We start from the raw sequence: 20,975 nt of genomic DNA on the forward strand, positions 1-20,975 counted from the left end.
AAACAAATTAATGAGCGAAGAGTTTAAGCATATTTCGGTATTAATGACCGAAACCCTAGATGCCCTAGCAATTAACCCTGAAGGTATATATATCGACGGGACGTTTGGTCGTGGTGGGCACTCAGGTGAAATCCTCAAAAGATTGTCGACTGGGCGTTTACAAGCCATAGATCAAGACCCTCAAGCGATTAAGGCAGCTGAAAAGTTTGCCGATGATACACGTTTCTCTATAGCGCGAAGCCGCTTCTCGCAAATTAAAGCGGTCGCTGAGCAGGCCGGTATCTTAGGTCAGGTTGATGGCATCTTGTTGGACATTGGTGTGTCTTCGCCTCAGCTTGACGACGCAGACCGTGGCTTTAGTTTTATGAAAGACGGGCCGCTGGATATGCGTATGGATCCTGACTCAGGTCGCAGTGCTGCACAGTGGTTAGCTGAAGCAGAGCTTGAAGAAATGGTGTTTGTGATAAAAAAGTATGGCGAAGAAAAGTTTGCCACTCGTATTGCTCGCAAAGTCATTGAAGTGCGCGAGCACACCGCGATTACAACGACAGCACAACTGGCGCAATTGATTGATGAAGCTGTGCCTGTCAAAGATAAACACAAGCATCCTGCAACTCGCACTTTTCAAGCCATCCGTATTTACATTAACAGTGAGTTAGAAGAAATTCAGACTGCATTGCAAGCATCACTTGAGGTGTTAAAACCCGGTGGTCGGTTAGTGGTGATCTCGTTCCATTCTCTAGAAGATCGCATTGTAAAGCAGTTTATCAAGAAGCAGAGTAAGGGAGAGGCGATACCCAGAGGTCTGCCTTTAACGGATGAACAACTTAAACAAAATCTCACCTTAAAGGCAGTGGGTAAAGCCATTAAGCCTAGCGATGCCGAGATTGCACAAAATCCTCGCTCGCGAAGCTCAGTATTAAGAGTGGCGGAGAAGCTCTAGTGAATGCAAGCAAGCAACGTCAACCAAACCTATTTGCAGAAATTGGCTATTACGTTATTGCCAACAAGTTGACGGCATTCTTGCTGCTTACGATTTTGATTTCTGCACTCGCCGTAGTGCAAATTACCCATTTAACTCGCCAGCAATTGATACAGCAGGATGAGTTATTGCAACAGCGCGATGAGCTAGACCTACAATGGCGCTACCTCGTTGTGGAAGAAGAGTTTTACTCGCAGCACGCAAGGATAGAAGAGATTGCGAAGATGCAGTTAGAGATGAAACGTCCAACCAGTAAAGATGAACAGGTGATTGTGCTGCCATGAATAAACAAAAGCAAAAAACTCAATCTATTATCACCTGGCGCTTTGCTCTAGTTTGCGGCGTGATGCTCACCGTTTTTATGACGCTTGTTGCACGCGCTGCATTTTTGCAAGTAATTGAGCCTGATAAGGCCATTGAAGAAAACGATAAGCGCACCGTACGGGTTGAGAAACTCAATGTCCAACGAGGCATGATCTTCGACCGCAATGGCAAAGAGCTGGCTGTGAGTGTGCCAGTTGTGAGCGTTTACGCCGATCCCCTTGCTATTGATAAGGCACTTGCCAAGAAAGTGCTACGTAAAGCCCGTAAAGAAGGTGAAGATTATAAAGCGTTAGAGCAAAACGATGCTGAGCTGAAAATACGGAAACAAGCTTGGTACGATGATGAGCTCAGGTGGAAAGAGCTTGCAGATGTGCTCAGACTTAAACCAGAAAATGTCGATGAACGGCTTAGGGGAGACCCAAGCCGTCGTTTTGTCTATTTGAAGCGTCAAGTGACGGCGGTTGTTGCCAACTATATTCGTCAAATGCGCCTGCCAGGCGTGCACTTACTTGACGAGTCCAAACGTTTCTACCCAAGCGGCGAAGTGACGGCGCACATGATTGGTGTAACGGATATTGATGGTAAAGGTATCGAAGGCGTCGAGCGCATGTTTGACTCTGCATTAACAGGAACAGCTGGTAAACGTACCATTCGTAAAGATGCGCAAGGTCGTGAAGTACAAGTGCTGTCAGAAGAGCAGCGTGTTGAGCCAGAAGATGTTTACTTGAGTATTGATTTACGGATCCAAGCCATTGCCTATCGCGCGTTAAAGTCGGCGGTACTGAGCTATAAAGCTACCTCTGGTTCGGCGATAGTTGTTGATGTACACACTGGCGAGATTTTAGCTTTGGTGAATAGCCCAAGCTTTAATCCTAACGATCTAAGTACTGCTGCACCTTATAAACGTCGTAATCGTGCCATGACTGACCTATTTGAACCCGGTTCAACATTAAAGCCTTTAGCCGTATTGGCTGGTTTAAATTATGGTGCAGTTAAGGCAACAGACACAATAGATACTTATCCGGGCTGGATGAACTTAAGCGGTGGCTTGGTGAAAGACACTCGCAATAACGGCGAACTGAGCTTAAGAGAAATTCTTAAAATTTCCAGTAACATGGGGGTTGCGAAGATCTCGCAAATGCTACCAAAAGAGTATTTTATCAATTTATACCAAGAAGTTGGTTTTGGTGAACCTACGGGCTCAAACATGATTGGTGAAAGCGCAGGTCTATTTTATCCAAACCGCCGTTGGTCTAACTTTGAAATCGCAACACTCTCTTATGGTTACGCAGTATCAGTAAGCACCGCACAAATGGCGAGACTTTACGCCATGTTTGGAGCAGGCGGCATCTTGCGACCACTTACAATAGTGAAGCAGGATGAAATTCCTGAAGGTAAGCGTATTTTTAGCGAGCAAGATACGCATGCAGTGGTAGAAATGATGGAGTCAGTATTTGAACGTGGTGGTACTGCCCATAACGTAAAAGTTGATGGATACCGTGCCGCTGGTAAAACAGGTACTTCAGAAAAAGCCGTGGCGGGTGGCTATGGCGACGAGTATGTTGGTTACTTTGCGGGCGTTGCACCGGTAAGCGACCCAAGGCTTGCGGTTGTGGTGATGGTCAATGAACCGGCGGGAGATGTTTACTATGGCGGTCAAACCGCAGGGCCTGCGTTTGCTGAAATCATGTCTAATGCACTGAGAATTCTAAACGTAGCGCCTGATAAAGAGCGTGTGGCTTATATTTCTGGAGCAGATAACGATGCGTGATCTGGCTCAGGTACTCAGTGATTTTGGTGTCAATATTGCCCCAGTTGAGGTTGAACATCTGCGTATAGACAGTCGAGCGATTGAGCCGGGTGATTGTTTTGTTGCATTGCAAGGTCATGCCCAAGATGGTGCTAAATATGCCGCCAGTGCCGTTGCGCAAGGCGCTAAATGTGTGCTTGCAGAAACGGGAAGCGAGCTTAATGTTGCACCAGAACAAGCGATTTTTATCGATAATCTTGCTGATAAGTTGGCGGCAATTGCAGCACAGTTTTATGCATATCCGAGTAAAAAGCTCAAACTCACAGGCGTTACTGGCACCAATGGTAAATCTACCACGACAGCGATGATTGCCAATTTAGCTAGCCTAACTGATAGTGCTGGGGCTGTGATAGGTACGCTTGGTTATGGTCAACCAGACAGTCTTATTCCGCTGGCAAACACCACGCCGTCAAACGTAGATTTACAACGTATTTTAGCGTTTTTACAGCAACAATATGATCAAGTCGCGATGGAAGTATCTTCCCATGGCTTGGTGCAAGGTCGAGTTGACGAATGCGACTTTGATGTGGCTGTTTTCACCAATTTGACGCGCGATCACTTAGATTATCACGGTGATATGCAAAGCTATGCAGAAGCCAAAAAACTGCTATTTACTCGCTGTGCGCCAAATCACAAAGTCATCAATATTGACGACGAAGTAGGTGCAAGTTGGGCCGCTGAATTCAACGACGACACTGTGGTTGTTTACGGTCGCTGGACTGAAAAAAATAGCTACCAACAATATGTATTCTTTGATGCCGTGTCGGCACACCCAAATGGTTTGACGGCGACGTTAAAAACCAGCTGGGGTGAATGTGAAGTCAGTGTGCCACTGTATGGTGAGTTTAATCTTTATAATTTAGCTGCTGCGATTGCGACTTTACTATTGCAAGGCGCAAGTCTTGAAGCATTAAGCGAAGCTTGCAGCCAACTCGCGCCAGTTGCAGGACGCATGCAGCCATTTAGTGCCCCTGAAAAGCCTACGTGTATTGTTGATTATGCCCATACCCCAGACGCTTTGGCACTTGCACTACAAGCCTTGCGAGCACATGTACCAGGTAATCTTATCTGTGTGTTTGGTTGCGGTGGTGATAGAGATAAAGGTAAGCGTCCTGAAATGGCGCGAGCTGCTGAGAAATATGCAGATAAACTGGTGATCACCAGCGATAATCCACGAAGTGAAGATCCCAATTTAATCATTGACGACGTTAAGGCAGGACTCATCCACCCTGAGTATGCTATCTGCCAGCCTGATAGAGGGCTAGCCATTCAACACGCGATAGACCTAGCTGATGAAAACAGCGTGGTGCTGATAGCGGGGAAAGGGCACGAGGACTATCAAATTATAGGTACTGAGCGCATTGATTTTTGTGATAGGCAATGCGTTGCAGCGATTTTACGAGGGGAAAAGGCATGATCAAGATGGATTTTTCTTGGCTTGCAGCAGTCTTAAAAACCCCTTACGACGGGGAGAATTTGGCAGTCGCCAATATTAATACTGATACCAGAACAATTCAGTCTGGTGAGGTATTTTTAGCACTTAAAGGGCCTAACTTTGACGGCCACCGCTTCTTGGATGTGGCCAAAGCGCAAGGTGCTATCGCGGCTATTGTTTCTGAGCACGATGAAGATATCGATTTACCACAGTTTGTCGTTGCAGACACGCGTATTGCATTAGGCCAAATTGGCCGAGCAGTAATTGAAACCGTTGCCCCTAAAACCATTGCAATTACTGGCAGTGTCGGTAAAACCACAGTGAAAGAAATGTGTGCGGCGATTTTGGCGCAAAAAGGTAAAGTCCTTGCGACGAAAGGTAATTTTAATAACGACATCGGGGTACCGTTGACGCTATTGCGCTTAAGTGAAGATGATGAATACGCGGTGATAGAACTTGGCGCTAACCACTTGGGTGAAATTGCTTATACCACTGCATTAGTGAGCCCAGATGTGGCGACAGTGTGTAATGTCGCACCAGCCCACATCGAAGGGTTTGGTTCAATTGATGGGGTAGGAAAAGCGAAAGGTGAGATTTTCTCAGGCCTAAAGGCTGACGGTGTCGCAGTCATCAATGCGGATAGTGATTATGCTCAGATGTGGCAGGAAAACTTAGCTGTTTCTAAAGTGAAACGTTATAGCCTAAATGCTCAGCTTGATATTTGGGTGGAAGCGATTGAGTTGGATGAGTTAGCTCGCCCTACCTTTACGCTATGCCAAGGTGAACAGCGTACCACCATTAGTTTACCGCTTAGTGGCCAGCACAATGTTGGCAATGCGCTGATTGCGGCAGCATTGACAACCGAACTTGGCGCAAGCTTAAGTGAGGTGGCAACGGGTCTTGGACAAATGACTGAAGTAAAGGGCCGCGTCAACATGATCCAAGTCTCGGACACGCTGCGTGTCGTCGATGACACCTACAATGCGAATGTGAAATCTGTCAACGCGGCGATTGATTTACTGGCGTCTATGTCTGGCTATAAAGTATTGGCGTTGGGTGATATGGCAGAACTGGGTGAAGATGCCCGCGAATATCACCGTGAAGTCGGCGAATATGCTAAGCAGCAAGGCATTGATGAATTGTTTTCATTGGGAGTGCTGAGTAGTAGCGCTAGCAATGTATTTGAAAAGCCAAATCGTCATTTCTCGACTCGCGAGAATTTAATGAAGGCGTTACGGGTTGTATTGGCCGAGCAATCAGGACAATGCACCGTTATCGTTAAAGGATCACGTAGTGCGCGGATGGAACTGCTCGTTGAAGAATTAGTAAACGCTGGCCAGTCGGATAGCGAGACAGGAGAAGTATCATGTTAGTTTGGCTAGCCGAGTATCTTACCCAATATTATTCTGGGTTTAACGTATTTTCTTACCTTACCCTGAGGGCGATTTTAGGCATTTTAACTGCCTTGATGATTTCGTTGTATTTTGGCCCTAAACTTATCGCTGCATTACAACGTATGCAGATTGGTCAGACCGTACGTGATGACGGTCCGGAATCGCACTTATCCAAGTCGGGTACCCCAACTATGGGTGGACTCTTAATTCTGGCTGCTATCTTTACCAGCACACTACTGTGGGGCGACCTTAGCAACAAATATGTATGGGTGACGTTATTTGTCATTGGCAGCTTAGGTATTGTTGGGTTTGTTGATGATTACCGCAAGGTGATCAGAAAAGACAGTAAAGGCCTAATTGCGCGTTGGAAGTACTTTTGGCAGTCGGTTATTGCGATATCTACGGCAGCATTTCTGTACTTTACGTCCACCAGCGCTGCGGAAACCACGTTAGTCGTGCCATTTTTGAAAGATGTATTACCACAACTTGGTTTGTTCTATTTGGTCATGAGCTACTTCGTGATTGTGGGTACGTCAAACGCAGTTAACCTAACAGATGGCTTGGATGGCCTCGCTATTGTTCCGACCATTTTGGTTGCCTCAGCACTCGCTATTATTGCATACGTGACTGGTAACGCGAATTTCTCAAGCTACCTTCATATTCCTCATTTACCACTCACGAGTGAACTGGTTGTGGTATGTACGGCGATTGTCGGCGCAGGTCTTGGTTTCTTATGGTTTAACACCTATCCGGCACAAGTTTTTATGGGCGATGTGGGTTCATTGGCGTTGGGTGGTGCACTGGGGATCATTGCAATTTTAGTACGCCAAGAATTGGTACTGATTATTATGGGTGGTGTATTTGTGATGGAGGCATTATCCGTGATTTTACAGGTAGGGTCTTACAAACTCAGAGGTCAGCGGATCTTTAGAATGGCCCCTATTCACCATCATTACGAATTAAAAGGATGGCCTGAGCCGCGCGTGATAGTCCGTTTTTGGATTATCTCGATTATTTTGGTTCTGGCAGGTCTTGCGACGTTGAAGATTAGATAATGACGTATATTGAGCAATTACAGAAAAAGCATGTCACAGTACTGGGACTTGGAGTCACAGGACAGGGGATTGTGCGTTTTCTGCTGTCGCACGGTATTAATCCAAAAGTGGTTGATAGTCGTCCAGTGCCTCCGGGCTCGGACTGGCTAAGTCACAACGCACCTGAATGTGAAGCGGTATTTGGCAATCTTGCTGATGCCGCTTTGGCGCAAACGGATCTGATTATCATTAGCCCAGGGATCCCGTTATTTGAACAAAGCGTTGCCGCTGCCATTGCCGAAGGCGTTGAAGTCATCGGCGATATCGAGCTATTTGCACGCCTTAATACCCGTCCAGTGATTGCCGTTACGGGCTCTAATGGTAAGTCCACCGTTGTTACGCTCGCGACAGAAGTATTGAAAGCCGCTGGCTTAAAAGTTGGGCTTGGCGGCAATATTGGCACGTCTGTGCTGTCGTTGTTAGAGCAGTCGCATGATGTTTATGTGCTCGAGCTGTCTAGTTTTCAGCTTGAAACCACGCATAGCTTGGCTTGTTTGTCGGCAATGATCCTCAATATTACTGAAGATCACATGGATCGTTATCCTGATTTTCAAGCTTACATTGAAGCGAAGCAGCGTATTTACCAGCATGTTGAGCATATTGTCTTTAATGCTGAAGATCATTATACCTTTGCGCAGCATGGGCAAGGCAGTAGTGTATCCCTCACTGAGGGGGATTATCACTTAATGAACTTTGACGGTGAGCCGCATTTCGCACACAAACAAACACCACTGTTACCGGTCAAAACGTTGGCGATGGTAGGGCGACATAATCAATTTAACGCCTTAGCAGTATTGGCATTATTAGCGCCGATGCAATTGCCTATGCAGGCATTTGCCAGCGCGTTTGCGAGTTTCACGGGGTTACCTCATCGTTGTCAGTTGGTTGCCGATGTTGCAGGGGTTCGTTACTTCAACGATTCAAAGGCAACGAATGTTGGCTCGACGGTCGCCGCTATTGATTCTTTGGCTTCAGGCCGCAAAAATATTATTTTGATCGTGGGTGGTGATGCGAAAGGGGCAGATCTTTCACCACTCAAGACGCCACTCACTGCGCATTGCAAAGCGCTATTTTGTTTCGGACAAGACGGAGCACAGTTTATGCCACTACTGCGCAATAGCCATCAAGTCAGCAATCTGGAAGAAGCGGTGTTGGCGGCAAAAACGATAGCGACCAATGGTGATATTGTTTTATTAGCACCTGCCTGTGCCAGCATAGATATGTATCCAAACTATATGGCGCGTGGGGATGAGTTCGTCCGTTTAGTGGGGGAACATGCTTGATTAACGTCGCTGATATCAAAGAGGCGCTAACGCCTCGCCAGTCCGAAAGCTTATTTGACGTACCTTTGATGTACTGCATGCTCATGCTTATTGGAGTGGGATTTGTGATGGTGACAAGTGCTTCTATGCCAGTTGCCGAGCGACTATTTGATAATCCTTTTCACTTTACCATTCGCCACGTTATCTTTTTAGTGGGCTCGTTTATCCTCTTTTGGTTTGCGACGAGTGTGCCAATGACTTGGTGGAAACGCAGTAATCCATATTTGCTGCTTTTTGGCTTGGTACTGTTAGTGGCGGTACTCATTATTGGTCGCGAAGTAAATGGTGCAAGACGCTGGATCCCGCTTGGTCCTTTTGGTTTGCAAGTAGCAGAGGCATCTAAGCTATTTTTCTTCAGCTATATTGCCGGCTACTTGGTACGTAAACGCGATGAAGTGCAAGAAAACATCAAAGGCTTCGCCAAGCCAATGATTGTGTTTGCGGTGTATGCGTTCTTAATTTTGATGCAACCAGATTTAGGCACTGTGGTGGTCATGTTTGTGACGACAGTTGGCCTGTTGTTTTTAGCCGGTGCAAGGCTTTGGCAGTTTTTTACCTTAATGCTTACCGGTGTCTCTTTGGTGGTACTGCTTATCATCATTGAGCCATATCGTATGAAGCGTGTCGTGGGCTTTTTAAATCCTTGGGAAGATCCATTTGGTGCCGGTTATCAATTGGTACAATCACTAATGGCATACGGCCAAGGTGGATGGTTTGGTCAAGGTCTGGGTAATAGCATACAAAAGCTACAGTATTTGCCGGAAGCACATAACGACTTTATTTTTGCTGTAATAGCGGAAGAGCTGGGCTTTATTGGTGTATTTAGCATAATTATTGTACTTGGAGTATTGGTTACTCGAGCGCTTTTTATCGGGCAAAAGGCCCTTAAAGCAAGCAAGGAATACGAAGGGTATTTTGCTTTGGGCATTGGTATTTGGTTTGCCTTTCAGGCAGTCGTTAATATTGGTGCGAGCGCTGGCATTTTACCCACTAAAGGCTTAACGCTGCCGTTTGTTTCTTATGGTGGCTCTAGTCTTTGGGTGATGACAATCGCGGCAGGTATTTTACAGCGCATAGACTTTGAGACAAAAATGTCGACAAGGCAAGCAACATCCCGTGGAGGTAGACGATGACAAAACGTCTTCTAGTGGTCGCGGGCGGTACAGGTGGACATATTTTTCCAGGTATTGCAGTGGCACAATTTTTACAAGCGCAGGCTTGGCAAGTGAGCTGGGTTGGCACCGCAGATAGAATGGAAGCCGATGTTGTGCCGCGTTACGGTTTTGAAATTGATTTCATTGCCATGAAAGGCGTACGTGGTAACGGGGTCAAACGATTAATAACCGCACCATTTATGGTTTTAAAAGCGGTACTTGCAGCAAAGCGTATTTTACAACAGCGTAAACCTGATGTGGTGTTAGCCATGGGCGGTTATGTAACAGGCCCGGTAGGCGTTGCTGCGAAACTGCTTGGGATCCCTTTGGTGATCCATGAGCAAAATGCGGTTGCGGGTATGAGCAATAAGTTGCTGGCGAAAATTGCAAGTCGCGTATTGGCTGGTTTTCCCGGCGCATTCAGTGAAAAGCTCGCTCAGGTTGTGGGGAATCCGGTACGTGCAAGTGTTGCTGACATTAGCGATAAACCCATTGCAGCGCCGTTAAATCTATTAATTGTAGGTGGTTCATTGGGAGCAAAAGCACTGAATGAAACCGTGCCAGAAGGACTTAAGTTACTTCAGCAACAGGTGGCCAGTATCGCATTAAATATTCGTCATCAAAGCGGTAAACATAACCAAGACGATACACAACAACGATATGAAAGTGCGGGCATTAATGCTGAGGTCAGCGAGTTCATTCATGATATGGATGCCGCATACGCTTGGGCTGATCTGGTTATTTGCCGTGCCGGTGCGCTTACCGTGAGTGAGATAGCCGCAGCTGGGAAAACGGCGATTTTTGTGCCTTTTCCACATGCCGTTGACGATCACCAGACGGCTAACGCGCAATTTTTAGTGTCGGCTGGGGCCGCTTATATATTGCAGCAAACTACACTGACGCCAGAAACGCTAGCAACTACACTGCAGCCACTTGTTATTGAGCCGCAAAAAATTGCGACCATGGCAGCAAAAGCGAGACAATGCGGTAAGTCGGAGGCAACAGCGAAAGTTGCCCAAATTTGTACAGAATTATCGAACTAGGATATTAAATGGAAGCTTCAAGCAGAAGAGCAATGCGACGTATCAACACCATCCACTTTATCGGGATTGGTGGTGCTGGTATGGGTGGGATTGCAGAAGTGCTGGCCTTTGAAGGTTACCGAATTACAGGCTCAGATATCGCCAAAAGTACGATGACAGAGCGATTAACAAATATGGGCGCCGAGATCTTTATCGGCCACCAAGCTGAAAATGTAAAAATGGCCGATGTGGTTGTGGTATCGAGTGCAATCAACGACCAAAACCCAGAGATCCAAGCGGCGAAGGCAAACCGTACGCCAATCGTTCGTCGCGCCGAAATGCTCGCCGAGTTGATGCGTTTTCGTCACGGGATTGCGGTAGCAGGAACACATGGTAAGACCACAACGACGAGCCTGATTGCGAGTATTTTTGCGCGGGCTGAGCTGGATCCAACCTTTATTATCGGTGGCTTGCTCAATAGTGCTGGCAGTAATGCCAAAGTCGGCAGCAGTGAATATCTTATCGCAGAAGCGGACGAGAGCGATGCATCGTTTTTGCATTTGCAGCCGATGGTGTCGGTGGTAACAAATATCGAAGAAGACCACATGGATACTTACGACGGTGACTTCGAAAAAATGAAAGACACCTACATCGAGTTTATCCATAACTTACCATTTTATGGTCTGGCGGTGGTGTGTATTGATTCGCCAGTCGTGAGAGAATTATTGCCACGCTTTGCAAGGCCGACAATCACGTATGGTGAGGCTAACGATGCGGATTATCAGTTACTGGACTTCAAGCAAACACAAAGTGAATCACACTTTAAAGTCAGAACCAAAGACGGTGAGTTACTTGAAGTGAAGCTAAATATGCCAGGTAAGCACAATGCATTGAACGCGCTGGCATCTATTGCAGTTGCAAAAGATCACAATATTGAAAACGAAGCGATTTATCAGGCGCTAGCCAATTTTGAAGGTGTAGGACGTCGCTTCCAGCATTACGGCTCATTCAATAATGAAGTGGGTGAGGTGATGTTGGTTGATGATTATGGTCACCACCCGTCTGAAGTTGCGATGACGATAAAAGCAGCTAAATCTGGTTGGCCTGATAAGCGTTTGGTTATGATTTATCAGCCACATCGCTATAGTCGAACACGCGATTTATATGAAGATTTCGTAAAAGTGCTTTGCGATGTTGATAAACTACTGCTGTTAGATGTATATAGTGCCGGTGAAGCGCCCATCGTTGGTGCGGATAGTAAAAGTTTGTGCCGTAGTCTCCGTCAACGTGGCGTTGAGCCGATTCATATCAGTGACCATGGTGAATTGGCGAAAGTGTTGGCAAGCACCATGGAAGATGGTGATTTAGTGTTGACGCAAGGGGCTGGCAATATAGGTCAAATCGTGAAGCAGTTAGCCGCAACCGGGCTATCGATAGCGCAGTTAAAACAGAGTGAATTATGAGTAGTCAGTTTGGAAAAGTAGCCGTATTACTTGGCGGTAGTTCAGCAGAGCGTGAGGTGTCGCTAAAGTCTGGTAATGCAGTGTTAAATGCCTTTGTTAATCAAGGTGTTGATGCTATTGCATTTGATCCAGCAGAACGTAATTTATGGCAACTTAAAGACCTAGGTGTGGACCGCGTATTCATTGCACTGCATGGCCGTGGTGGCGAAGATGGTACTATTCAAGGTGCGCTTGAGTTTATGGGAATACCATATACAGGAAGCGGTGTACTTGGTAGTGCGCTTGCGATGGATAAAGTCCGCTGTAAGCATCTTTTTCAGTCTGCCAAGTTAAGTACAGCACCTTATGCTGTCGTAAGCAAAGAGACGGGTTTTGATGCTAAGGCGCTAATAGCTGAGTTTGGCAAAGTCATGGTAAAGCCAAGTCACGAAGGCTCGAGCATAGGTATGGCTCAGGCAGACAGCGAAGAAACCCTGACTGCGGCATTAAATAATGCCTTTAAGTTTGACGATCAAGTTCTCATTGAACAATGGATCACTGGACGTGAGTTTACCGTGTCTATGCTCGGTAAAGAGGCATTACCTGTTATTGAAATGCGTACGCCTCGTGGCTTTTACGATTATGAAGCCAAATACCAAGTCAACAGTACAGAATATTATTGTCCGGCGGATATTAGCGCTGCACACACTGAGCAATTACAAGTGATGGCAAAGCACGCTTTTGAATTGGTTGGTGCCACTGGTTGGGGACGCGTTGACGCTATGCAAGATGAGCAGGGGCATTTCTATCTACTCGAGGTAAATACCGTACCAGGTATGACCGAAAAGTCGTTGGTGCCGATGGCAGCAAAAGCAACGGGTGTAAGTTTTGAGCAATTAGTTGTTCGCATTTTGGAGCAAACGCTTTAATATGCGAGCATTTTTGGCAGGGTTGAAGCTGATCAGTTCAAGAGTGAACTGGCCCCTTTTCTGGGGACTTAGCTTCTTCTTTGTGGTGATTTTTACATTGGTAAGAGGAACATACTGGGTAAGTGATTGGTTAGTTGCACATCATGATGCGCAAATAAAAACACTCAAAGTGCTCGGTAAACCGCATTATACCAATGAAGATGACATTGTGGCGGCAATTAAAACCGCAGATTTAAATAGTTTTTTTGAGCTTGATGTAAAAGCAGTCCACAAGGCGGTAAAGTCTTTACCTTGGATTGCGACAGTGTCAGTCAGAAAACAATGGCCGGATACGCTGCAAGTCTATGTAGTGGAACATAAGCCGGTTGCGCATTGGAATAGCGATTCATTACTCAATGATGATGGCGAAGTATTCCAAGCGAGTAGTAACAAATTGCCGCAAGGGCTGCCTGAATTATACGGCCCTGAAGGGAGTGCTGAAGAAGCATGGCAAACATTTAAGCAGTTTAAAGCCTTGTTGGCGGTAAATCAGTTTACGTTGGAAAGTTTAGCGCTTTCAGAACGATTTGCTTGGCAGCTATGGCTAGACAATGGGATCCGCTTAAATTTAGGGCGTGAAGACAAAGCCAAACGAGTACAACGTTTTATTGACGTGTATCCACGTATGGAACGCCCTGAAGGTAAAGTAATCGATGTCATTGATTTACGCTACGACACGGGACTGGCAGTGAGTTGGAAAGAACCTACTGAGCAGCAAGAACAACAAAATAACAAGAGTGAAGCATGACAAAGTCGGCAGAAAGAAACTTAGTGATTGGATTAGATGTTGGCACATCAAAGGTCGTCGCCACAGTTGGGGAGATCACTGTGGACAATCAACTTAGTATTGTCGGTGTCGGACGCCAAGAGTCTCACGGCATGGATAAGGGCGGGGTAAACGATTTAGACCTCGTTTCTGAGTCTATTAAACGCGCTGTAGATGAAGCGGAGCTAATGGCTGATTGCAGAATAAGCTCGGTTTATTTGGGGATCTCAGGCAAACATATTCAGTGTCAAAACGAAAGTGGCGTGGTGGCAATAAACAATGCTGAAGTCACAGACGATGATATCGCCAATGTTATTCACATTGCACGCTCTGTACCTATGTCTGCCGAACGCAAAATGCTGCACTCATTGCCGCAAGAATATAGCATCGACATGCAAGAGGGGATCAAAAACCCTCTAGGTATGAGTGGCGTAAGGATGGAAGCGAAAGCACATATCATTACGTGTTCGAATGACATGGCAAAGAATATTGAAAAGTGTGTTGAACGCTGTGGTTTACAGGTAGACCAATTAACGTTTAACGCCTTGGCGTCATGTTACTCGGTGTTGACAGAAGATGAAAAAGAGCTTGGTGTTGCGGTATTAGATATCGGTGGTGGCACCATGGATATTGCGATTTATGTGAATGGAGCGCTGCGTCATACTGCCGTGATCCCGGTTGCGGGCAATCAGGTCACAGGCGATATAGCAAAAATATTTAGAACACCTATTTCGCATGCCGAGTCTCTGAAAGTACAATATGCTTTCGCGTCGAGCCAAATGGCATCAAGCGAAGAAACCATCGAAGTACCAAGTGTTGGTGGACGTCCTGCTCGGGTAATGTCTCGCCATACTTTGTCTGAAGTGGTAGAGCCAAGATTTAGAGAACTGTTTGAGCTTGCACAAGAAGAATTACGTCGATCAGGTTTTGAAGATCAAATTGCGGCTGGTCTTGTTATCACTGGCGGTAGTGCCAAGATGCAAGGTGCACAAGAAGTCGCAGAAGATATATTCCAAATGCCAGTAAGAATAGGGAAACCAATTGGCATTAAGGGATTAACAGATTATGTAGATGACCCTGCATATGCAACGGCGGTAGGTTTGTTACAATACGGCCGTTCACTACAATCGATGAATGCACAGAAGTCGAAAGTAGATGCAGAGGGGAGTTGGTGGAACCGTGTTACAAAATGGTTCCAAGGCGAGTTTTAATACTCAAGTCGGAGAGTGAAGATGTTTGATATTATGGAACAGCACAGCGAAGAAGCTGTCATTAAAGTCATCGGTGTCGGTGGCGGCGGCGGTAACGCCGTAGAACACATGGTAAACCAAGAAATTGAAGGTGTACGTTTTATCGTAGCGAATACTGACGCACAAGCGTTACGCCGTTCGTCTGCGGATATTACCGTACAGCTGGGTACTCAAATTACTTCAGGTCTTGGAGCCGGTGCAAACCCAGAAGTGGGCCGCAGCGCAGCAGAAGAAGATCTAGAAACCATCAAGAGCAGCCTTGAAGGTGCAGACATGGTATTTATCGCAGCCGGTATGGGCGGCGGTACAGGTACCGGTGCCGCACCTGTTGTTGCACGCGCAGCAAAAGAACTTGGTATTTTAACTGTGGCTGTAGTAACGCGTCCTTTCGACCTTGAAGGTAAAAAGCGCATGGCTGCGGCTGAGCAAGGCATTGCTGAGTTGTCAGAAATTGTAGATTCACTTATTACAATTCCAAACAACAAATTGCTTAAAGTTCTTGGTAAAGGGACTACACTGCTAGATGCCTTCGCAAAAGCAAATGACGTACTTTATGGTGCGGTACAAGGCATTGCAGAGTTGATCACACGTTCAGGTCTAATCAACGTTGACTTTGCGGATGTTAGAACCGTGATGTCAGCAATGGGGACTGCAATGATGGGGACGGCTTCGGCAACAGGTCCTGATCGTGCACAAGAAGCAGCGGAAGCGGCGATCTCTAGCCCGCTTTTAGAAGATGTTGACCTAACTGGCGCGAAAGGTATTTTGGTTAATATCACCGCTGGCATGGATATTACTATCGAAGAGTTTGAGGTCGTTGGTAACCATGTGAAAGCGTTAGCGTCAGAGAACGCAACTGTGGTAGTAGGTGCTGTTATTGACCCTGAAATGAGCGAAGAGCTAAGAGTGACAGTGGTTGCTACCGGCTTAGGTGGTGACCGTCGTCCGCAATTCGGTATTGTAGACAATGGCTTTAGACAAGCCTCAGGTTCAGATGCGGTAGGTGGCACACAAACTAGCTCACAAACGAGCATGTATGTGCCAAGCTTTACGCAACCACAAACGTCAGGGGCAGAACCTGAGCAGCCAGCTGAAGCGCCAGCACCACAAGTGCAAGAGCAGAAGCCACAACACGCTTCTAGTTCAGCAAGCGCAAAAGGTAACGACAGTAAAGAAAAAGGTGACTACTTCGATATTCCGGCTTTTTTACGTAAGCAGTCAGACTAAAGTTGGTATAAAAAATAAACAAAGATTGGCAGTTTGGTGGAACTATGTTATACTCCGCCGCCTATCTCGAATTTAAGTGGGCGAATATATGATTAAACAACGTACGATTGCACAAGTCGTTAAAGCCACAGGTGTAGGTTTACACAAAGGTGAAAAGGTCACGATCACTCTCCGACCAGCTGGTGTGAATACAGGTGTTGTATTTCGCCGCGTTGATCTAGACCCTGTTGTTGATTTTGAAACAACACCAGAAGCTGTGGGCGACACGCAACTGTGTACGTGTTTAACAAATAAAGACGGCGTTCGCTTGTCTACTACTGAGCATTTGATTGCGGCGGTAGCTGCGCTGGGGATTGATAACCTTATCGTAGAGTTAGACAGCGCCGAAGTGCCTATTATGGATGGCAGTGCATTGCCATTCATCTACTTAATTCAAAAAGGCGGTATTGAAGAGCAAAACGCTGCCAAGCGCTTTATTCGCATCAAAGAAAAAGTGCGTGTTGAAGATGGCGACAAGTGGGCTGAAATTGAGCCTTACGATGGTTTCCACATCGACTTTGAAATCGACTTCAATCACCCTGCGATCAATGCCAGCCGCCAACGTATTGGATTAGACATTACCGCTCAAAGCTTTACTGAAGAGATCAGTCGTGCTCGTACTTTTGGTTTTATGCGTGATATTGAATACATGCATGCGAACAACTTAGCCTTAGGTGGCAGCATGGATAACGCGGTTGTTTTAGACCAGTTTAAAGTATTAAACCCAGATGGCCTGCGTTATGCGGATGAGTTTGTTAAACACAAGATCTTAGACTGTGTGGGTGATATGTTTATGGCAGGTCACAACATTTTAGGTAAGATCTCATGCTATAAATCAGGCCATGGCCTAAACAATATGTTGCTTCGTGAAATCATGGCGACTGAGTCAGCATGGGAGTGGGCAACATTCGAAGAGCCAGTCAGTATGCCTGCGCCAGGAATGGAAGCGGGTATCAATACCGCAACGGCATAAGGCTTTTAGGCTAATACAGTTTGATAAAAAATGACGCTAAGGCGTCATTTTTTTTGCGTTGTGTTTGCGTGTTTAGCGAGTCTTTCTAGTTTCGCCTTAAGCGATGGTGGAGCGGATTGCGCTAGCGCTAGCAAATGCTCACCAGTGGCTTGGCTCATACTTCGATTGGCTTGATAGGTCGAAGATTGGGATTCCACTTTGTTGGTAAGACGCTGTTGAGCTTCTGGATTGGTGGTAATTTTAACCAATGCACAGTCATGTAACCCAACTTTTCTAAATGCACTGAGAATATCCATTTTCAAAAAGTTTAACCGAGTAGCAAGCGTTGCTGAAGCCGCTTCTATCGTCAGTGTCCCCTCTTTGTAGTGAGCGACACGGCACTTCTTACTCAAAATAGGGCCTAGCGTGTCTTCCAAACAGCTCTGTAACTGTGCCGCTTGGGCACTTTTTTGGCCATATTGATTGAGTTTATCCGACCACCCACCCATCACTTCATCAAGCGGTTTTGGATTGTAGCGATTTTTAGCCAATGACTTACTTCCCATAGGTTGAAAAATAAAAAATAACCGCCATATCGGGATAATACGGAGTCAAATTACTCCGCACTGGTGGTTTCTCAGTCTACTAAGTATATCAGAGACAAATTTTTGAGAAATCCAAAAGTACCAACATTTGTTGTCGAAAGCGCTTAGCTCTGTGCTCGAATAACTGAGTCGAGTTAGATGCTAACTAAACTTTATCACTTGCAACGGTACGCTTACGCCCAACAGTAAAGATTTCTTGCAATTGAACTTGGTATTATTTACCCAATAAGGTTTGCAGAAACAAAGAGTCTGGTATGATAGGGCATAATTTTAACTCGGCAAGATACAAAATGCTCACTCCTAAATTGGCAAAATGAAAACCGTAATTTAGGAAGGCTTTTGTCGCCAACAGGACAAGCGCGACCCAACCTTAACCACATTGGCTTAGAGAGATGGGTCAGCCAATACACAGAGTGAAACGGTTTAAACATGTTAGCAAATATTTTTACCAAAATTTTTGGTAGTCGTAATGATCGCACCATCAAAAACCTAAGAAAAACAGTCGCTTTAATCAATGCGTTAGAAGAACAATACGGAAAATTAAGCGATGAGGAACTAAAAGCAAAAACGGCTGAATTTAAACAGCGTATTGAGCAAGGTTCAACGCTAGATGATTTATTACCAGAGGCGTTCGCTACGGTGCGTGAAGCATCTAAGCGCGTATTTGGAATGCGTCATTTCGATGTGCAAATGATTGGTGGTATGGTGCTTCACCAAGGTCGTATTTCAGAAATGAGAACGGGTGAAGGTAAAACACTAACAGCAACGTTGCCTGCGTATTTAAATGCAGTTTCAGGTAAGGGTGTTCACGTTATTACTGTCAACGACTACTTAGCTAAGCGTGATGCCGAGACCAACCGTCCACTCTTTGAATTCCTAGGTCTTACTGTAGGTTGTAACGTGCCAGGCATGATGCCACAGCAGAAAAAGCAAGCCTATGCTGCGGATATCACTTACGGCACCAATAACGAGTTCGGCTTCGATTACTTGCGCGATAACATGGCATTTAGTGTCGATGAACGTGTACAACGTCCACTTAACTATGCGGTTGTGGATGAAGTGGATTCAATCCTAATCGATGAAGCGCGTACACCACTAATCATTTCTGGTCCTGCTGAAGATAGCTCTGAACTTTATGCCGAAATCAATAAAATTGTTCCTGATCTTGTGCAACAAGAAAAAGAAGATGAAGAAGGCGTGGAAGGCGATGGCGATTTCACCATTGATGAAAAAGGTAAACAAGTTCACCTTACCGAGCGTGGTCAAATCAAAGTTGAAGAATTACTGACTGAACGTGGTTTGATTGAAGAGGGTGACTCTCTTTACTCGGCAGGTAATATTTCACTACTTAGCCATGTTTACGCAGCACTTCGTGCTCACAAGCTATATCAAAAAGACGTTGATTACGTTGTAAAAGATAACGAAGTTATCATCGTTGACGAGCACACTGGCCGTACGATGGAAGGACGTCGTTGGTCTGAGGGCCTTCACCAAGCCGTTGAAGCGAAAGAAGGGGTTCGTATTCAGAACGAAAACCAAACCTTGGCTTCAATCACGTTCCAGAATTATTTCCGTTTGTATAACAAGCTTGCAGGTATGACAGGTACAGCGGACACTGAAGCGTTCGAGTTCCAGTCAATCTATGGCCTAGATACCGTAGTCATCCCAACCAATAAACCTATGGTGCGCGATGACCGTGCAGATCTTGTATATTTGACGCAAGAAGAGAAATTTGAAGCCATTCTTGAAGACATTCGTTCTTGCCAAGAACGTGGTCAGCCAGTGTTGGTGGGGACGGTGTCTATCGAAAGTTCTGAGTATCTTTCTCACTTCCTTCGCAAAGAAAAAATTGACCATAACGTACTGAATGCTAAATTCCACGCGCAAGAAGCAGATATTATCGCGGATGCGGGTCTACCGGGCAAAGTGACGATTGCGACGAATATGGCTGGTCGTGGTACGGATATTGTACTGGGTGGCAGCTGGCAGTCGGATGTTGAAAAATTAGAAAACCCGTCAGAAGAGCAAGTAGCAGAAATTAAAGCCGCTTGGAAAGCGCGTCATGATGCAGTACTGGCTTCTGGTGGTTTACATATTATTGGTACAGAACGTCACGAATCGCGTCGTATCGACAACCAGCTGCGTGGTCGTGCAGGTCGTCAAGGTGATGCTGGTTCAAGCCGCTTCTACCTATCGATGGATGACGCATTGATGCGTATCTTCGCTGGTGAGCGTATGACGAATATGATGCGTAAACTAGGTATGCAACGTGGTGAAGCCATTGAGCACCCATGGGTTAACCGTGCCATTGAAAACGCACAGCGTAAAGTGGAAGCGCGTAACTTTGATATTCGTAAACAATTACTTGAATACGATGATGTTGCGAACGATCAACGTAAAGTGGTTTACGAGCAACGTAACGAACTACTTGAAGAAGGCGATATCTCAGAGACTATCACCGCTATTCGTGAAGATGTATTGAATGCGACTATTGATCAGTATATTCCACCGCAAAGTCTGGCGGAAATGTGGGACATCCCAGCACTTGAAGAACGCTTGAAAAATGATTTCCATGTTGAGCTGCCGATTGCTAAATGGCTTGAAGAAGACAGCAAGCTATATGAAGAAATGCTACGCGATCGTATCGTAGAGGACGTGGATAAGGCGTACAAGCAAAAAGAAGAGATGGTAGGCCCAGATGTGCTACGTCACTTCGAAAAAGCGGTTATGTTACAAAGCCTAGATCAGCATTGGAAAGATCACTTAGCGGCAATGGATCATCTTCGCCAAGGTATTCATTTACGTGGTTATGCGCAGAAGAATCCGAAGCAAGAATATAAGCGTGAGTCGTTTGAGTTATTCTCACAAATGCTTGAAAACTTGAAGATTGACGTTGTTGGCGTACTAAGTAAAGTTCAGGTACGTGCTGAGGAAGATGTTGAGAAGGTTGAAGAACAACATCGCAAGAGCGAGCAAGCACCGCGTGAATATCAACATGAAGAAGTTGAGCGCGTGGGCGGTGAAACGCCTGAGGGGGCGGTTGTTGCTGAGCGCACGGAGCCAAAAGTTGGTCGCAATGAGCCATGTCCTTGCCAATCAGGCAAGAAGTTTAAGCAGTGTTGCGGCAAACTAAAATAATTGGCTAAATCTAAATTGGTATAAAAAGCGACGCTAAGTCGCTTTTTTTAT

17 protein-coding genes are annotated in these 20,975 nt (G+C 45.8%); 16 read left to right on the forward strand and 1 reads right to left on the reverse strand.

The annotated features are described in order from the left end of the window. The first annotated feature begins 10 nt into the window (after nucleotides 1–10). The 15 genes from rsmH (at nucleotide 11) to lpxC (ending at nucleotide 17,202) form a co-directional block, all read left to right on the forward strand. Nucleotides 11–943 (forward strand): 16S rRNA (cytosine(1402)-N(4))-methyltransferase RsmH, encoded by a 933-nt coding sequence (rsmH, locus tag JJQ94_RS07715; RefSeq protein ID WP_099029029.1) that lies wholly within the window; start codon nucleotides 11–13, stop codon nucleotides 941–943. Next, a complete protein-coding gene (ftsL, locus tag JJQ94_RS07720) occupies nucleotides 943–1,266 on the forward strand; it encodes a cell division protein FtsL (protein ID WP_099029030.1) in 324 nt (107 codons plus the stop codon). The genes rsmH and ftsL overlap by 1 nt, the downstream gene beginning before the upstream one ends. Continuing rightward, the gene (locus tag JJQ94_RS07725) at nucleotides 1,263–3,077 is read left to right on the forward strand and encodes a peptidoglycan glycosyltransferase FtsI (protein WP_017217169.1); all 1,815 of its coding nucleotides are present in this window, start codon (nucleotides 1,263–1,265) and stop codon (nucleotides 3,075–3,077) included. Before ftsL ends, JJQ94_RS07725 begins: the two co-directional genes overlap by 4 nt. Then, nucleotides 3,070–4,533: a UDP-N-acetylmuramoyl-L-alanyl-D-glutamate--2,6-diaminopimelate ligase gene (murE, locus tag JJQ94_RS07730; protein WP_099029031.1), complete on the forward strand. Its 1,464-nt coding sequence runs from the start codon at nucleotides 3,070–3,072 to the stop codon at nucleotides 4,531–4,533. The genes JJQ94_RS07725 and murE overlap by 8 nt, the downstream gene beginning before the upstream one ends. Further along, entirely contained in the window at nucleotides 4,530–5,924 is a 1,395-nt protein-coding gene (locus JJQ94_RS07735; protein ID WP_099029032.1) for a UDP-N-acetylmuramoyl-tripeptide--D-alanyl-D-alanine ligase, read from the forward strand. The genes murE and JJQ94_RS07735 overlap by 4 nt, the downstream gene beginning before the upstream one ends. Further along, nucleotides 5,918–7,000 (forward strand): phospho-N-acetylmuramoyl-pentapeptide-transferase, encoded by a 1,083-nt coding sequence (mraY, locus tag JJQ94_RS07740; protein WP_010368649.1) that lies wholly within the window; start codon nucleotides 5,918–5,920, stop codon nucleotides 6,998–7,000. Before JJQ94_RS07735 ends, mraY begins: the two co-directional genes overlap by 7 nt. Next, nucleotides 7,000–8,322, forward strand: coding sequence for a UDP-N-acetylmuramoyl-L-alanine--D-glutamate ligase (gene murD / locus JJQ94_RS07745; RefSeq protein ID WP_099029033.1), 1,323 nt, complete (start codon nucleotides 7,000–7,002; stop codon nucleotides 8,320–8,322). The genes mraY and murD overlap by 1 nt, the downstream gene beginning before the upstream one ends. Then, nucleotides 8,319–9,494 (forward strand): cell division protein FtsW, encoded by a 1,176-nt coding sequence (gene ftsW / locus JJQ94_RS07750; RefSeq protein WP_099029034.1) that lies wholly within the window; start codon nucleotides 8,319–8,321, stop codon nucleotides 9,492–9,494. The genes murD and ftsW overlap by 4 nt, the downstream gene beginning before the upstream one ends. After that, nucleotides 9,491–10,558, forward strand: coding sequence for an undecaprenyldiphospho-muramoylpentapeptide beta-N-acetylglucosaminyltransferase (gene murG, locus JJQ94_RS07755; RefSeq protein ID WP_099029035.1), 1,068 nt, complete (start codon nucleotides 9,491–9,493; stop codon nucleotides 10,556–10,558). Before ftsW ends, murG begins: the two co-directional genes overlap by 4 nt. A gap of 8 nt (nucleotides 10,559–10,566) precedes the next feature. Further along, on the forward strand, nucleotides 10,567–12,000 hold the full coding sequence (murC, locus tag JJQ94_RS07760) for a UDP-N-acetylmuramate--L-alanine ligase (RefSeq protein WP_017217163.1): 1,434 nt from the start codon (nucleotides 10,567–10,569) through the stop codon (nucleotides 11,998–12,000). Further along, on the forward strand, nucleotides 11,997–12,908 hold the full coding sequence (locus tag JJQ94_RS07765) for a D-alanine--D-alanine ligase (protein ID WP_099029036.1): 912 nt from the start codon (nucleotides 11,997–11,999) through the stop codon (nucleotides 12,906–12,908). The genes murC and JJQ94_RS07765 overlap by 4 nt, the downstream gene beginning before the upstream one ends. Nucleotide 12,909: 1 nt before the next feature. Next, the gene (locus JJQ94_RS07770) at nucleotides 12,910–13,695 is read left to right on the forward strand and encodes a cell division protein FtsQ/DivIB (protein WP_095726953.1); all 786 of its coding nucleotides are present in this window, start codon (nucleotides 12,910–12,912) and stop codon (nucleotides 13,693–13,695) included. Next, nucleotides 13,692–14,924, forward strand: a complete 1,233-nt coding sequence (ftsA, locus tag JJQ94_RS07775) for a cell division protein FtsA (RefSeq protein ID WP_010605798.1) — start codon at nucleotides 13,692–13,694, stop codon at nucleotides 14,922–14,924. Before JJQ94_RS07770 ends, ftsA begins: the two co-directional genes overlap by 4 nt. A gap of 21 nt (nucleotides 14,925–14,945) precedes the next feature. Continuing rightward, the gene (gene ftsZ / locus JJQ94_RS07780) at nucleotides 14,946–16,190 is read left to right on the forward strand and encodes a cell division protein FtsZ (protein WP_099029037.1); all 1,245 of its coding nucleotides are present in this window, start codon (nucleotides 14,946–14,948) and stop codon (nucleotides 16,188–16,190) included. 88 nt (nucleotides 16,191–16,278) lie between these two features. Beyond that, entirely contained in the window at nucleotides 16,279–17,202 is a 924-nt protein-coding gene (gene lpxC / locus JJQ94_RS07785) for a UDP-3-O-acyl-N-acetylglucosamine deacetylase (RefSeq protein WP_010368639.1), read from the forward strand. 44 nt (nucleotides 17,203–17,246) lie between these two features. Here the strand turns inward: lpxC and JJQ94_RS07790 are convergent, their stop codons facing one another. Next, the gene (locus tag JJQ94_RS07790) at nucleotides 17,247–17,732 is read right to left on the reverse strand and encodes a DUF721 domain-containing protein (RefSeq protein ID WP_010368638.1); all 486 of its coding nucleotides are present in this window, start codon (nucleotides 17,730–17,732) and stop codon (nucleotides 17,247–17,249) included. Nucleotides 17,733–18,215: 483 nt separating this feature from the next. Here JJQ94_RS07790 and secA point away from each other — a divergent pair, with 483 nt between their 5' ends. After that, a complete protein-coding gene (gene secA / locus JJQ94_RS07795) occupies nucleotides 18,216–20,924 on the forward strand; it encodes a preprotein translocase subunit SecA (RefSeq protein WP_099029038.1) in 2,709 nt (902 codons plus the stop codon). Nucleotides 20,925–20,975: the final 51 nt, after the last annotated feature.

It is taken from the genome of Pseudoalteromonas sp. GCY (assembly GCF_016695175.1).
Taxonomy (GTDB): Bacteria; Pseudomonadota; Gammaproteobacteria; order Enterobacterales; family Alteromonadaceae; genus Pseudoalteromonas.

What these genes read in the sequence shown, in the direction of transcription:
- murG (WP_099029035.1), top strand. Translation starts at nt 9,491, where the DNA reads ATGACAAAACGTCTTCTAGTGGTCGCGGGCGGTACAGGTGGACATATT.
- ftsA (WP_010605798.1), top strand. Translation starts at nt 13,692, where the DNA reads ATGACAAAGTCGGCAGAAAGAAACTTAGTGATTGGATTAGATGTTGGC.
- murD (WP_099029033.1), top strand. Translation starts at nt 7,000, where the DNA reads ATGACGTATATTGAGCAATTACAGAAAAAGCATGTCACAGTACTGGGA.
- JJQ94_RS07735 (WP_099029032.1), top strand. Translation starts at nt 4,530, where the DNA reads ATGATCAAGATGGATTTTTCTTGGCTTGCAGCAGTCTTAAAAACCCCT.
- secA (WP_099029038.1), top strand. Translation starts at nt 18,216, where the DNA reads ATGTTAGCAAATATTTTTACCAAAATTTTTGGTAGTCGTAATGATCGC.
- lpxC (WP_010368639.1), top strand. Translation starts at nt 16,279, where the DNA reads ATGATTAAACAACGTACGATTGCACAAGTCGTTAAAGCCACAGGTGTA.
- JJQ94_RS07765 (WP_099029036.1), top strand. Translation starts at nt 11,997, where the DNA reads ATGAGTAGTCAGTTTGGAAAAGTAGCCGTATTACTTGGCGGTAGTTCA.
- JJQ94_RS07725 (WP_017217169.1), top strand. Translation starts at nt 1,263, where the DNA reads ATGAATAAACAAAAGCAAAAAACTCAATCTATTATCACCTGGCGCTTT.
- murE (WP_099029031.1), top strand. Translation starts at nt 3,070, where the DNA reads ATGCGTGATCTGGCTCAGGTACTCAGTGATTTTGGTGTCAATATTGCC.
- rsmH (WP_099029029.1), top strand. Translation starts at nt 11, where the DNA reads ATGAGCGAAGAGTTTAAGCATATTTCGGTATTAATGACCGAAACCCTA.
- ftsZ (WP_099029037.1), top strand. Translation starts at nt 14,946, where the DNA reads ATGTTTGATATTATGGAACAGCACAGCGAAGAAGCTGTCATTAAAGTC.
- murC (WP_017217163.1), top strand. Translation starts at nt 10,567, where the DNA reads ATGGAAGCTTCAAGCAGAAGAGCAATGCGACGTATCAACACCATCCAC.
- mraY (WP_010368649.1), top strand. Translation starts at nt 5,918, where the DNA reads ATGTTAGTTTGGCTAGCCGAGTATCTTACCCAATATTATTCTGGGTTT.
- JJQ94_RS07770 (WP_095726953.1), top strand. Translation starts at nt 12,910, where the DNA reads ATGCGAGCATTTTTGGCAGGGTTGAAGCTGATCAGTTCAAGAGTGAAC.